General features: G+C 67.8%; 14 protein-coding genes. 6 read left to right on the top strand and 8 right to left on the bottom strand.

Features of this window, described 5'->3' with window-relative positions; translation table 11 throughout:
* Positions 1-3: 3 nt before the first annotated feature.
* Genes trmD through ffh form a run of 5 tightly spaced genes read right to left on the bottom strand, consistent with a single transcriptional unit; the run spans position 4 to position 3737 of the window.
* Positions 4-891: a tRNA (guanosine(37)-N1)-methyltransferase TrmD gene (trmD, locus tag G5B40_RS08170; protein ID WP_165097340.1), complete on the bottom strand. Its 888-nt coding sequence runs from the start codon at positions 889-891 to the stop codon at positions 4-6.
* Positions 888-1436 carry a ribosome maturation factor RimM gene (gene rimM, locus G5B40_RS08165; RefSeq protein ID WP_165097338.1) on the bottom strand — a complete coding sequence of 183 codons (549 nt, stop codon included), beginning with the start codon at positions 1434-1436 and terminating at the stop codon, positions 888-890. The genes trmD and rimM overlap by 4 nt, the downstream gene beginning before the upstream one ends.
* A 34-nt stretch (positions 1437-1470) precedes the next feature.
* Complete coding sequence (gene rpsP / locus G5B40_RS08160; protein WP_165097336.1) at positions 1471-1866, bottom strand: 30S ribosomal protein S16; 396 nt, start codon at positions 1864-1866, stop codon at positions 1471-1473.
* Positions 1867-1903: 37 nt separating this feature from the next.
* Entirely contained in the window at positions 1904-2200 is a 297-nt protein-coding gene (locus G5B40_RS08155; RefSeq protein WP_165097334.1) for a chorismate mutase, read from the bottom strand.
* A 49-nt stretch (positions 2201-2249) separates the two neighbouring features.
* Complete coding sequence (gene ffh / locus G5B40_RS08150; RefSeq protein WP_165097332.1) at positions 2250-3737, bottom strand: signal recognition particle protein; 1488 nt, start codon at positions 3735-3737, stop codon at positions 2250-2252.
* Between the two features lie 238 nt (positions 3738-3975).
* Between ffh and G5B40_RS08145 the strand changes: the two genes are divergently transcribed.
* On the top strand, positions 3976-4674 hold the full coding sequence (locus tag G5B40_RS08145; RefSeq protein WP_165097330.1) for an SDR family NAD(P)-dependent oxidoreductase: 699 nt from the start codon (positions 3976-3978) through the stop codon (positions 4672-4674).
* Here G5B40_RS08145 and G5B40_RS08140 read toward each other — a convergent pair.
* Positions 4671-5909: an MFS transporter gene (locus G5B40_RS08140; protein ID WP_165097328.1), complete on the bottom strand. Its 1239-nt coding sequence runs from the start codon at positions 5907-5909 to the stop codon at positions 4671-4673. The two genes, G5B40_RS08145 and G5B40_RS08140, sit on opposite strands and share 4 nt — an antisense overlap.
* A gap of 158 nt (positions 5910-6067) precedes the next feature.
* On the opposite strand from G5B40_RS08140, the gene zapE reads away from it, so the two are divergent.
* From zapE to leuC, 4 genes are all read left to right on the top strand, one after another.
* A complete protein-coding gene (gene zapE, locus G5B40_RS08135) occupies positions 6068-7177 on the top strand; it encodes a cell division protein ZapE (protein ID WP_165097326.1) in 1110 nt (369 codons plus the stop codon).
* 132 nt (positions 7178-7309) lie between these two features.
* On the top strand, positions 7310-8545 hold the full coding sequence (locus tag G5B40_RS08130) for an MFS transporter (RefSeq protein ID WP_246209762.1): 1236 nt from the start codon (positions 7310-7312) through the stop codon (positions 8543-8545).
* Between the two features lie 102 nt (positions 8546-8647).
* Positions 8648-9406 (top strand): sulfite exporter TauE/SafE family protein, encoded by a 759-nt coding sequence (locus tag G5B40_RS08125; protein ID WP_165097324.1) that lies wholly within the window; start codon positions 8648-8650, stop codon positions 9404-9406.
* A 282-nt stretch (positions 9407-9688) separates the two neighbouring features.
* Positions 9689-11098: a 3-isopropylmalate dehydratase large subunit gene (leuC, locus tag G5B40_RS08120; protein WP_165097322.1), complete on the top strand. Its 1410-nt coding sequence runs from the start codon at positions 9689-9691 to the stop codon at positions 11096-11098.
* A gap of 54 nt (positions 11099-11152) precedes the next feature.
* On the opposite strand, the gene G5B40_RS08115 is transcribed toward leuC, so the two are convergent.
* A complete protein-coding gene (locus G5B40_RS08115; RefSeq protein WP_165097320.1) occupies positions 11153-12379 on the bottom strand; it encodes an MFS transporter in 1227 nt (408 codons plus the stop codon).
* An 87-nt stretch (positions 12380-12466) separates the two neighbouring features.
* Complete coding sequence (locus G5B40_RS08110; RefSeq protein WP_165097317.1) at positions 12467-12751, bottom strand: hypothetical protein; 285 nt, start codon at positions 12749-12751, stop codon at positions 12467-12469.
* A 178-nt stretch (positions 12752-12929) separates the two neighbouring features.
* On the opposite strand from G5B40_RS08110, the gene G5B40_RS08105 reads away from it, so the two are divergent.
* Positions 12930-13454, top strand: coding sequence for an HdeD family acid-resistance protein (locus tag G5B40_RS08105; RefSeq protein ID WP_165097315.1), 525 nt, complete (start codon positions 12930-12932; stop codon positions 13452-13454).
* Positions 13455-13479 lie beyond the last annotated feature (25 nt).

Raw genomic sequence — 13479 nt, 5'->3', positions numbered from 1 at the left:
GTCTCAGTCCTTCTCTGACCCGCCTTTTCCGGCGGTGGTGTGCGCGTCCGAGAGCTCTTCGTCATCCACCGGGTCCGCAGCGCTTTCGAAATCGCCAGATTTCGCAAGATGCGCCCGCCAGAGATCGGGACGTCGTTCCTTCGTCAACTCCTCGCTCCTCGCGGCGCGCCATGCGGCGATCCGGGCGTGATGGCCGGAGAGGAGAACCTCCGGTATCTCGCGCCCCTCCCAGAGCGGAGGTTTCGTATAATGCGGCGCCTCCAGAAGGCCGTCCGCGAAACTTTCCTCCGCCACGCTGGCGGCGTTGCCGAGGACGCGGGGTATAAGCCGAACCGTCGCGTCAATCAACGCCATTGCGGCGATTTCGCCGCCTGTCATGACGAAATCTCCAAGGGAGACCTCATCGACGCCTCGCGCGTCAAGAACGCGCTGGTCCAGCCCCTCGAACCGGCCGCAAAGCAGCGTGAGCCCTTCGCAGGTCGCGAATCGCTTCGCCATGGCCTGATCGAAGCGCGCGCCGCGCGGCGAGAGGTGAATCAGCGGCCAGCGCGCGCGGTCGCGGGGAGCGCCGCGCATCGCTTCGTCGATCGCGGCGGCGGCGATGTCGGCGCGCATCACCATGCCGGGCCCACCGCCCGCCGGCGGGGCGTCCACCGTCCGATGCCGGTCGCTGGCGAAGCTGCGAATATCGATGGCGGAGAGGTTCCAGAGCCCGCGCTTCAACGCCTGTCCGAGAAGCGAAACGCCGAGCGGACCTGGGAACATCTCGGGGAAAAGCGTGAGGACGCGCGCGGTCCAGGCGCCGGAAATCTCCTCGCCCTCCATCAACGAGCGGGGTTCGAGAGACGCCCGGGGCGCGATCCGGCCATGCGAGCGACCGGGAGCGCTCATCGACCGGTCTCCGCATCATCTTTCGCCCCGTCTTCCGACACGTCTTCCGGCGGATCGACGATGACGCGTCGCGCGGCGAGATCCACCGTCGGCACGGCGTTGCGGGTGAAAGGAACGAGGAGCGGCGCGCCGCAGGGACTCGCGATCTCAAGAAAGTCGCCGGCCCCGAAATCCTCGACCGCCTGAATCCGGCCGAGCGGCGCGCCGCCGGCGTCGACCGCCTCCAGCCCGATCAGGTCGGCGTGGTAGAATTCGTCGTCCGGCAGCGTCGGCATCCGGTCCCGCGGGATGTGGAGGCGGAGGCCCTTTAGCGCTTCCGCCGCCTCTCGGGTGGCGACGCCGCCAAGACGCGCCGAGAAGCCGCCGGAGACCGCGCCGGTGATGCGCAACGTGAAACTCCGCCTGCCGCTCTCGTCGAGAAGCGGCGCATAGCGCGCGATATCCGCCGGCTCGGCGCAGAAGGACTTGATCCGCGCCTCGCCACGCACGCCATATGCGCCGGCGATGGCGCCGACGCAGATCAGATTTTCCCTGGCGTCGCTCATGGTCCGCGCTCCCCGAAGGGCGGCGCCGCTGCGCCTACTCCGCCGCCGCCTCTTCGGCGGCTTCCGCCGGAGCTTCGGCGGGTGCGGCCGCTGCGGCTTCCTTTTCCTTCTTCGCCTCGGCGCGCTCCAGCGCCTTCTGGCCGGGCTTCGCCTTCTCCGGGTTCGAGCGCGCCTTCTTCTCCATCGCGCCGGCGGCTTCGAGGAAGCGGCGCACCCGGTCGGTCGGCTGCGCGCCGAGACCGATCAGCTCCATGATCCGCTCGACATTCATCTTCACCCGGTTCTCGTCATCCTTCGGCAGGAGCGGGTTGTAGGTGCCGAGTTTCTCCATGAAGCGGCCGTCGCGCGGCTGCCGGCTGTCGGCCGAGACGATGCTGTAAAAAGGCCGCTTCTTGGAGCCGCCGCGGGCCAGTCTGATCTTAACCGCCATTCGAAATTCTCCTGTTCATGGCTGGGGGCGTCCGCCCCTATTTCTTCATGCTTTCGTGATGCCTGATGACTTCGGATATGATGAAGTTCAGGAACGTCTCGGCGAAAACCGGGTCGAGATCGGCGTCGAGCGCCAGTTTCCGCAATCTCTTGATCTGCCGCTCCTCGCGCGCCGGGTCGGAGGGCGGCAGTTCATGCTCCGCCTTCAGCCTGCCGACCGCCTGCGTCGCCTTGAATCGTTCGGCGAGCGTGTAGACGAGGATGGCGTCGAGATTGTCGATATGATGCCGCTCCTTCGCCAGAAGCATCTCCGCGCGCGCGGTTTCGTCGTTCATCGGACAGCCTCCTGCGCGGGGTGACGGGAATCGATGATGGCGCGCGGCGTCATTTCTTCTTCCCGAAGCCGGAAAGGCCCGGCGGCAGCGCGCCGCCGCCAAGGCCGGGCAGTCCGCCGCCCGGCAGGCCCTTGGGCGCGGCCGCGCCGGGCGGGCCGCCCATCATCGCCGGGTTCATGCCACCCTTGCCGAACATCTGGGAGAGACCACCGCGCAGCATGCCTTTCTTTCCCATCTTTCCCATTTTCTTCATCATGTCGGCCATCTGTCGGTGCATTTTCAGCAGCCGGTTCAGCTCCGGCACCTCGAGACCGGCGCCGGCGGCGATGCGTTTCTTGCGGCTGGCCTGAAGGAGTGCGGGATTGGCGCGCTCCTTCTTCGTCATCGACTGGATAAGGGCGACCTGGCGGCGAATGACCTTGTCGTCGAAATTCGCCTCCTCCATCTGCTTGGAGAGCTTGCCCATGCCCGGCAGCATGCCCATCACGCCCTGCATGCCGCCCATCTTCTGCATCTGCTGAAGCTGGGCGGCGAGGTCGTTCATGTCGAAGCGGCCCTTCTGGAACCGCTTCATCATGCGCTCGGCCTGTTCGGCTTCGATCGTTTCCTGCGCCTTCTCGACGAGGGAGACGACGTCGCCCATGCCGAGGATGCGTCCGGCGATCCGCGCCGGGTGGAACTCCTCGAGCGCGTCGAGCTTCTCGCCGGTGGCGACGAACTTGATCGGCTTGCCGGTCACCGCCCGCATCGAGAGCGCGGCGCCGCCGCGCCCGTCGCCGTCCATGCGCGTGAGGACGACGCCGGTGACGCCGATGCGGCCGTCGAACTCGGTCGCGACGTTGACCGCGTCCTGCCCGGTCAGCCCGTCGACGACCAGCAGCGTCTCATGCGGTTTCGCGACATCGCGGACGGATTCGACCTGCGCCATCAGCTCCTGATCGATATGGAGCCGGCCGGCGGTGTCGAGAAGATAGACGTCATAGCCGCCCATCGTCGCCTGCTGCTTTGCGCGGCGGGCGATGGCGATCGGGTCCTGGCCCTTGACGATCGGCAGCACGTCGACGCCGGTCCGCATGCCGAGGATGCCGAGCTGCTCCATCGCCGCCGGGCGATTGACGTCGAGCGAGGCCATCAGGACGCGCTTGCCTTCGCGCTCCGTCAGGCGCTTCGCGATCTTCGCGGTCGTCGTCGTCTTGCCGGAGCCCTGAAGCCCGACCATCAGGATCGGCGCCGGCGGGCTGTCGACGCGGAGCCGTCCGGCCTCGGCGTCGTCCCCGGCCAGCATCGCGGTCAGCTCGTCATTGACGATCTTCACCACCTGCTGGCCCGGGGTGACGGATTTCGTCACCGCCTGGCCGGTCGCCTTTTCCTGAACCTTCGCGATGAAATCCCGCGCGACGGGCAGCGAAACGTCAGCCTCCAGCAGCGCGACGCGGACCTCGCGGAGCGCAGTCGCGACGTCGGCCTCGGAAAGCGCGCCCTGTCGGGTCAGTCGGTCGAACACGCCGGAAAGGCGTTCGGACAGTCCTTCGAACATTTCGCGTCTCCCTTCCGTCTCTCGCCCGCGTCGCCGCGAAAACCACCTGCGCCCCGGCGGGCGCGACGCGCTGACCGGGGGCGATCCCCGCGCTCGCGCAGGGACCGGAAGCAATGCGGCTTCCGGAGAATTCGCGCGGGACTTAGCCCCGCGGTGCGCTAGTGTCAATTATTGCCGCTCGGAACGCCGACTCTATGCCAATCGAGGAGACGCAGATCATGTCGAGGAGACGCAGATCATGACATATGAACGCGCGCTTATCATCGGCGCCGGCGCCGGGCTTTCCGCTTCGCTCGCCCGCCGCTTCGCGTCCCGGGGGATGAGCGTCGTGCTGGCTGCGCGCTCGACCGGGGATCTGACGCCGCTCGCGGACGAGACCGGCGCGGCGACCCATCGCTGCGACGCCGCGCAGGCGGCGGATATCCGGCGGCTCTTCGAGATCGTGGATATGAGGGGCGCGCCGGATGTCGTGGTCTACAACCCCTCCGCGCGCGTATCCGGCCCGATCACGGAGATCGACGGCGCGGCGGTCGAGGCGGCGGTCGCGGTCACTGCGCTCGGCGCCTTTCATGCCGCTCAGGAGGCTGCGCGCCGCATGGTTCCCGTCGGCAAGGGGGCGATCCTGCTGACCGGCGCGACGGCTGGGGTGAAGGGTTTCGCCGGCTCCGCCGCCTTCGCGATGGGAAAGTTCGCGCTGCGCGGGCTCGCGCAGAGCCTGGCGCGGGAGCTGCATCCGAAGGGCGTGCATGTCGGTCATTTCGTGATCGACGGCGGCATCGGGAACCCGAATCGGCCGGATCGCGAGGGGCCGGCGGACACTCCGGATTCGAGGCTCGACCCGGACGCCATCGCCTCCGAATATCTCAATCTCCTCGATCAGCATCCTTCCTGCTGGTCCTGGGAGGTGGAGCTTCGGCCGGCGTTGGAGCGCTTCTAGGCTGCGAGCGCGGCCCGCATCGGCCGCTCGCGGATCGGCAGATGGACGAGAGCCGAAAAGGCGCCGACTCCGACGCCGATCCACCAGACCAGCTCATAGCCGCCATAGGCGTCATACATCGCGCCGCCGAGCCAGACGCCCATGAAGCCGCCGATCTGATGGCTGAGAAAGACGACGCCGAAGAGCGTGCCCATGTAGCGGATGCCATAGATCTGCGCGATCAGCCCTGAGGTCAGCGGCACGGTCGCGAGCCAGAGCGCGCCCATCACGACGGAGAAGATCAGCACGCTTTCCGGCGTGATCGGCGCTAGGATGAACACCGCCGCCACGATCGTGCGCCCGGTGTAGATCACGGCGAGAAGATATTTCTTCGACCAGCGTTGCCCGAGCCGCCCGGCGAGCAGGGTTCCACCGATATTCGCCAGGCCGATCAGGCCGATCGCCCAGGCGCCGAGCTGCGCGGTCGTGGTGACGCCGAGTCCGGAGATGATGCTTCCCGGCGCGACCGGGCCGCAAAGCTCGGTCACCATCGCCGGAAAATGCGCGGTGATGAAGGCGAGCTGATAGCCGCACGAGAAGAAGCCGAGGAAGATCAGCGTGAATGACGGGTCGCGGACCGCGCGGCCGAGCAGCGCGCGCATCGTCTCCTTCGCTTCCTCATTCGTGGCGGCGCCGGTTTCCCTGATGAACGGGAGGACGGCCATCACCGCGAGGACGGCGACGCCGAAGACAATGAAGACCTGCGACCAATGCAGGTCGACCAGCAGCGCGGCGGCGATCGGCGGGCCGATCATCTGGCCGACAGAGCCGGCGGCGGTGGCGACGCCGAGCGCGAATGAGCGTCGTTCCGCCGTCGCCGCGCGCCCGACGACGCCGAGAATGACGCCGAACCCGGTGCCGGCGATGCCGAAGCCGACGAGCCAGGCGAGCGCCTGATGCGCCTCCGGCGTCGTAGCGAAGGCGGAGAGAACCATCCCAGCGCAATAGGTCAGGGCGCCGAGCAGCAGCGCCAGCCGGTCGCCATAGCGCTCCGCGAACGCGGCGAAGAGCGGCTGGCCGATCCCCCATGCGAGGTTCTGAATCGCGATGGCGAGGGAAAACTCGATCCGCGGCCAGCCGAATTCGTTCGCGACCGGAAGCTGAAAGACCCCGAATGACGCCCGGACGGCGAAGCTGACGATGATGATCGCGGAGGCCGCGATCAGCACAGGCGTGAAAAGACGAGAGGCGGCCATGAGGCTCTCCTGCGGCGGAGCCCATGTGTTCGGTTGGGAAACCCGATCCGTCAACCGTGTTCTCGTTGCGCTTCGGATCACGAATTCTGATGTCGGGCGCGCGACTTGCCTCGCCCCGCCGGATCGGCGCATATCTGGGCCGGAAAAAGGGGGGTTTCATGTCGGACGGGCCGCTCGCGCGCTACCGCGAAATGATCGCTTCGGGCGCGCTCGAGGATGATGTCGCGCAGCGCCTGGCGCTTGAGAAACTGCAGCTCCTCCACAATCGGCTGAAGGATTACGACCCCTGGAAAGGCAAGCGCGTCGCGCGCGGGTTCTTCGGCTGGGGGCGCGAGGGGGCGAAGAAGGACGCCGATCTGAACGGCCTCTACATCTATGGCGGCGTCGGGCGCGGCAAGTCGATGCTGATGGATCTCTTTTTCGACGCCGCGCCGGTCGAGAAGAAGCGCCGCGTCCATTTCCACGCCTTCATGCAGGAGGCGCATCGCGGAATCCACAACGCCCGGCAGGCGGGCGACGACGACCCGATCAAGACCGTGGCAAAGGCGATCTCGCGGGATACGGTGCTGCTCTGCTTTGACGAGATGCAGATCACCGACATCACCGACGCAATGATCGTCGGGCGGCTTTTCGAGAAGCTCTTCAAGCGCGGCACGGTGATCGTCGCCACCTCCAACCGGCCACCGGACGATCTCTACAAGAACGGGCTGAACCGGCAGATCTTCCTCCCCTTCATCGCAATGCTGAAGGAGAAGCTGGACCTTCATCTCCTCGAAAGCCCGACTGATTACCGCCAGTCCCGTCTGCGGGGGCGGGAAGTCTATCACACGCCGCTCGGGCCGGACGCGGACGCGGCGATGGACGCGACATGGGACGAGTTGACCGGCGGGCGTGAGGGCGAACCGCTGACGCTGGAGGTGAACGGGCGGGAAGTTGTCGTTCCATGCTTTCACGCCGGCGTCGGAAGGGGGAGCTTCGCCGATCTTTGCGCCCGCCCGCTCGGGCCGGGCGATTACCTCGCCATAGCGGCGGAGGTGCGGACGCTGATGCTGGACCGCGTGCCGCGGCTCGGCCTCGCGAATGCGAACGAAGCGAAGCGTTTCGTCACCCTGATCGACGCGCTCTACGAGGCGAAGGCGCGGCTGATCTGTTCGGCCGCGGCCGAGCCGGAGGCGCTCTATCCCGAAGGGACAGGCGCGTTCGAGTTTGAACGCACCGCGTCGCGGCTTGCGGAGATGCGCTCGGAGCAATGGCTGGAGGCCGTTTGACCGGTGCGTTATCGCACGCGATAAGGGGGTCAAGAATTTGATATATATAAGAAATTATAAATTGCGTGTTCCGACGCGGCCGGAAAAAGGGGCGGGAGCCGCACTGATCGGGGGTGAGAGTGCGAGGGCGGAGTGACGCGACGCATGTCCGGCATGGCGAAGAACATCGCAGTCTATCCCTGGTTCAGATTCTGTCAGGGCCTCGTCTTCTGGCAGGCGATCTGGTTCCTCTATTTCCAGAACACGCTCTCGGCTTCGGACGCCATACTCCTCTATGCGATCTACGATATCGGCACGACAGCGCTCGAAGTTCCCTCCGGCTACATGTCCGACCGGCTCGGGCGGCGGTTCACGCTCTGCGCCTCCGCCGCGGCCGGGTTTGGCGCGGCGATGCTGCTGGCGCTGGGCGGGAGCTTCGAGGTGTTCGCGCTCGGACAGGCGTTGCTCGGGGCGAGCGCCGCCCTCGCCTCCGGGACCGACAGCGCTCTCCTCTATGAATCCCTGACGGCGGCGGGGCGGCGGGCGGAGATCGAGCGGCAGGAAGTGCGGGCCTGGCGGTTCTCCTTCTGCGCGCTCGCGCTTTCGGCGGTCGCCGGCGGCGCGATCGCGCTGCGCTTCCCGGCGCTGCCGTTTCTCGCCGGCGGGGCGGCGTTCATTGCGGCGCTGGTCATCGCGCTCCGGTTCACCGAGCCGCCGCGGGCCGGCGTCGATTTTGCGGAAGGGGCGGAGATCCTGCGGTTCGGTTCGTTGCAATCCGTCCTGACCTCGCCGGTGCTGATCTGGCTCTTCATGCTCAGCATATTGATGTATATGTTCAGTCATATTCCCTTCGCCTTCGGCCAACCCTTCATTCTCGAGGCGCTTGAGGGCTCGGCGCTGGCGGGGGAGGCGGGGCTTGTCAGCGGGCTTGTCTCGGCGCTGATGATGATGTTTTCCGTAGCCACTTCGCTATTCGCGCCGAAGCTTCGGCGGCGGCTGGGCCTGCCGGCGCTTTTGCTTCTCGCGTTCGCGATGCAGATCGGCCTTTGCGGCGTGCTCGCATTGACCGATTCGGCGGTGGCCATCGCGTTTCTGTTTCTGCGCATGGTTCCGGATTCGCTTTCGCGGCCGTTCATCATGGCGCGGATCCAGCCGATGCTGAGCAATGAGAGCCGGGCGACCTATATCTCGCTCCAGAGTTTCTGCGGCCGGTTGCTTTTCGCGGCGACGCTGTTCCTGGCGTCGCTTTCGACATCCGGCGAGGGCGAGATGGCTTACGCGGACATCCGGCGGGTGCTCGGCTGGTGCATCCTAGGCGGCGCCCTCTGTTTCGGCGCACTCGTCCTGACGGCGCGGCGTCTGAAGATCGACCGGGACGTGGAGACGTGACGCCGCGGCGCGGTGCGATTGACATGGCGGCGCCCGGGCGGCAAGCGGGCGCGGAGCCGAGGGCGCCGCGCGGCGCGGGCCGGTTTGGAGGGGCCGCATCGCATGTTTGATATCGCGCTGGACCCGATCGGCTGGGGCGTCGTGCTCGGCGGCGCGCTGGCGGCGGGGTTCACGACCGGCTTCGCGGGCTTCGGCGCGGCGCTGGTCGCCGCCGGTTTCTGGTTCTTCGCGCTGCCGGCGGCGATGGTGCCGCCCCTGGTGGTGGTCGCGGCCGTCGCCGGGCATACGGTAGGTTTCTTCTCGGTCCGGGCGGCGTTCGAGTGGCGCCGGGCGGCGCCCTATCTCGGCGGCGGGGTGCTGGGGATTCCGCTTGGCGTCTATGCGCTGACCGTCGCTTCGCCGTCGAGCCTGCGGCTGTCGGTCGGAATTTTCCTCGTCGCCTACGCCGCCTGGCAACTGGCCGGAGCCGGGCGCGCGACGATCGGCGCCTGGGGCGGACGGGCGGCGGATGCGTTCATCGGGCTCGCGGGTGGGTTTCTCGGCGGGTTCTCCGGCCTTTCCGGGCCGGCGCCGGTCATCTGGCTGCAGTTGCGCGGCGGGCCGAGCGTGGCGCAGCGGGCGGTCTATCAGCCGTTCAATTTCATCATCCTCACGCTCGCCGGGATCGGCATGGCGGCCGGCGGCCTGATCGGGGCCGACGTGGCGCTCATCGGCGCGGCGATCGTCCCGACGACGCTGCTCGGCGCGTGGATCGGCGTCAGAACCTATGCGGGGGTCAGTGAAGCGGCGTTCCGCAGGGTGGTGCTTTGTCTGCTGTTCGCGTCCGGCGTCGCCATCGTGATCCGCAGCGTGGCCGGCTAGCGCGGGTTCGCGATCCGCCGCGCCGGGCGCGGAAGGTGGTTCGCCGGCGCCGAAAACCGCCCGGACCGCGCCGCGACACGGCTTGCCCGCACCCCGGTTTGGAGCTAAACCGCAGCGATGAAGCGGATCGTGAACATCGCCGACCGGGCCCGCATGCCCTGGCGTTTCTTCGCCGAGCTGAAGGCGCGCGCTGCTGCGCTATAGGCCAGCCGCAGGGGCCGCCGCCGGGCGCGCGCGCCCCGAATTCAAGCCGCATCGAATTCCAATGGAAGAGACACGCACATGTCCACCGCGCCAAGAACTCTCTACGACAAGATCTGGGACGCCCATCTCGCCCACGAAGGGGAGGACGGCACCTGCCTGCTCTATGTCGATCGTCACCTCGTCCATGAAGTGACCAGCCCGCAGGCCTTCGAGGGGCTGCGGATGACCGGCCGCACCGTGCGCCAGCCCGGCATGACGGTCGCCGTGCCGGACCATAACGTCCCGACGAGCGACCGCGCCGCCGGCATCGCGGACGAGGAGAGCCGCATCCAGGTCGAGCTTCTGAAAAGGAACGCCGAGGAGTTCGGCATCACCTATTACGACCTGACCGATATCCGGCAGGGCATCGTTCACATCATCGGCCCTGAGCTGGGTTGGACGCTGCCGGGCATGACCATCGTCTGCGGCGACAGCCACACCGCGACCCACGGCGCCTTCGGCGCGCTCGCGCATGGCATCGGCACGTCCGAGGTGGAGCATGTGTTGGCGACCCAGACGCTGATCGCGCGCAAGTCGAAGAACATGAAGGTGGAGGTGACCGGCGCGCTTCCGCCCGGCGTCACCGCGAAGGACATCACGCTTTCGGTCATCGGCGCGACCGGAACCGCCGGCGGTACCGGCCATGTCATCGAATATTGCGGCGAGGCGATCCGCGCGCTCTCCATGGAAGGGCGGATGACGGTCTGCAACATGGCGATCGAGGGCGGCGCGCGCGCCGGGCTGATCGCGCCGGACGAAAAGACCTTCGCTTACGTCAAGGGACGCCCGCATGCGCCCAAGGGCGCCGCTTTCGAAATGGCGCTGGCCGAGTGGAAGGAGCTTTATTCCGACGAGGGCGCGCATTTCGACAAGGAGCTGGTGCTGAAGGCCGGCGACATCGCGCCCGTCGTCACCTGGGGCACCAGCCCGGAGGATGTGCTGCCGATCACCGCCTCGGTGCCGGACCCGTCCAGCTTCGCCGATCCCGGCAAGCAGGCGGCGGCGGCGCGGAGCCTCGAATACATGGGTCTGAAGCCTGGCACGCCGCTGCGCGACGTCGTCGTCGACACGGTCTTCATCGGGTCATGCACCAATGGCCGGATCGAGGATCTGCGTGAAGTCGCGAAGATCGTCGAAGGCAAGCGTGTGAAGGACGGGCTTCGGGCGATGATCGTTCCGGGCTCCGGCCTCGTGAAGGCGATGGCGGAGGAGGAGGGGATCGCGGATATCCTCAAATCCGCCGGGTTCGACTGGCGTGAGCCGGGCTGCTCGATGTGCCTCGGGATGAACGCCGACAAGCTGGATGCAGGCGAGCGCTGCGCCTCCACCTCGAACCGCAATTTCGAGGGCCGGCAGGGCAAGGGCGGCCGGACCCACCTGATGAGCCCGGCGATGGCGGCGGCGGCGGCGCTGACCGGGCGGCTGGCGGACGTGCGCGAGATCGGATGAACGGGCGCCGGCGCGAGGGGAACGCACCCCCGCGCGCCGGCGTTTTCGTTCCGCTCAGGCGCGGGTCGTCAGCGTCAGCGCCCGGCGCGAGACGATGACGAACCAGAGGCTGACCGCCAGAAGATAGGCGCCCATCACCAGGCATTGCGTCTCGATCCCGATCCCGGCGTCGAGCATCGCGCCGCTTGCGCCCGGACCGAGCGCCGAGGCGAGGACGGTGATTGCGGCGATGATCGAGCGGATCGAGCCGAGCCAGCGGGCGCCATACAGCTCCGCGAAAAGCGCGCCCATCACCACCGAAGTGCCGCCGGAGCCGAGCCCGGAAACTCCGAGCGCGACGACCCCGGCGGGAAGCGAGGCGGCGAGCCCGAGCAGGACCGCGCCGCACCCGGTCCCGAGAAGGAAGACGGGCAGAAGCCGCAGGACGCCGAACCGGTCGGCCGCCCAGCCGAAGAGGAAGCTGGACCCGATCGCCACGGCGGAGAAGACCGGAAAGGCGAGCCCGGCGTAGGCGACGAGGTCCCAGTCCTTGATCTCGGCCAGATGGACGGTCTGGAAGAAGATCACCGTGCCGATCCACGAGGGGCCGATCAGGCCCGGGATCAGCGCCCAGAAGAGCCAGTGGCGCGTCATCTCGCTGCGGGTCCAGTGCCGCCCCTCCATGCCCGGCGCGAATTCCGCCTCGCCGGCCGAACGCGGCGCGCGCTCGCGCCGGAGAAGGAACGCCAGGAGCGGCGCGATGACGAGGACGATCACGGCGGCGATGACCAACCAGCTCGCCCGCCAGCCGATCAGCGCGATCACCGCGAGACCGATGGCGGGCGCCGCCGCCTCGCCGGTGGCGGTGCCGAGCGTGGCGATGGCGACAGCCCGCGCGCGCTGGGCGCGGTACCACTTCCCCATCGAGGTCATGGCGATATGGGTCATCATGCCCTGACCGCAGAACCTGAGCCCGAAGACCAGCGCCGCCAGCGCCTGCCAGGAGGGGGCGTTGGAGACGCCGATCGCGACGAGTGCGAAGCCGAAGAGAACGATGAGCGCCAGCCGGCGCGCCGGCATCACGTCGGCGAGCCGCCCAGCCTGCGTCAGCACGGCGGCGGAAGCCAGGGTCGCGGTCATGTAGATTGCGCCCCATTCGCCGTGGCTGAGGCCGAATTCCGCGCGCCAGACGCCGGCGTAGATGGCGATGAAATAGGTCTGGCCGAAGCTGGAGGAGAGCGCCATCAACGCTCCGCCGCCGAGCCAGGGCGCCTCCACGCGCAGGAAATTTGCGAAGCTCATGTTCCGCCCCCGGCCGGAGCGCCGGCCCCCGAGTTCATCACGATGCGACGAAGACCGTCGCTGCGGGGCCTCGGCGCGACTGGCGCGTCATTCGCCGCTCCCGACTGGCGCCGCGCGCGGCCGCTCGCCCGAATAGCCATAGTCGCTCCGTCCGTCCTTCGCATGAAGCGGTTGGGCCCGGCCGGACGCGCCGCCCCCGCTGCGTGCGCCGACCGTCGCCGCGGCCGCAGGCGCTTTCACCACGTCCAGCTTCGCCCCCGCGCTCACCGGCCCGGCGCGTTCGGCGCGGGGCGGGTGCTTTTGCGGGTAGGGCGTCTCGGCGCTCGCCGGCGCGACGACGAACGCCGCAGCCAGAACCCATCTCGACGGCATGACATCCCTCTGACAATCGGAACAGGATGTCCCTCTCGCCCGTCTGTTGGCAATGGCGAACTTGCGCGTCCGCATGCGCCGTGCTTTATCTCGCCGCGCCCGGTCGTTCGCATGTCGCGGGCGTTAGGCGCCGCCGGCGCCGCCTATCAACCGGTGTATCGCGCGAGCGGAGGCGACAATGCGTAAATGGTACAAATGGCTCGGTCTCGGCGTTCTTTCCGTCGCATTCGGGCTTTTCGTGCTGGCGAACCCGTTCGCGGCCTCGCTCGCCATCGAGCAGGTCGTCGGCGTGCTCTTTCTGCTGATCGGCGTCGTTCAGATCGTCGTCGCGTTCCGTGAAGAGCGGTTCTGGTCCAAGGTGAGCGCCATCGCGCTGGGCGCGCTGGCGGCGTTCCTCGGGCTTTCGTTTCTCGTCAATCCGCTCCACGGCATACTCTCGCTGGTCTCGATCGTCACCATCATCCTCGCCGTGAGCGGGGTCGTGCGGCTGATCCTCGCCTATCGGATGAAGGCGACGCCGCTCTTCTGGTCGATGTTGATCTCGGGCGGGCTTTCGGTGCTGCTCGCGCTCTACATCATCGCGAATTTCGCCGCCGTTTCCGGGTCTCTCCTCGGCATCCTGATGGGGATCGAGATGATCCTCGACGGTCTTGCGATGATCGTTCTCGCATTCTTCATCCGCACCGCCGCGGACGGCAAATGACGGGCCGCCGGCCGCGCATCTGAAA

Source organism: Pikeienuella piscinae (assembly GCF_011044155.1).
Lineage (GTDB): Bacteria > Pseudomonadota > Alphaproteobacteria > Rhodobacterales > Rhodobacteraceae > Pikeienuella > Pikeienuella piscinae.
Note: the sequence above shows the minus strand (reverse complement) of the source record. Positions and strands in the feature narration are given on the sequence as shown.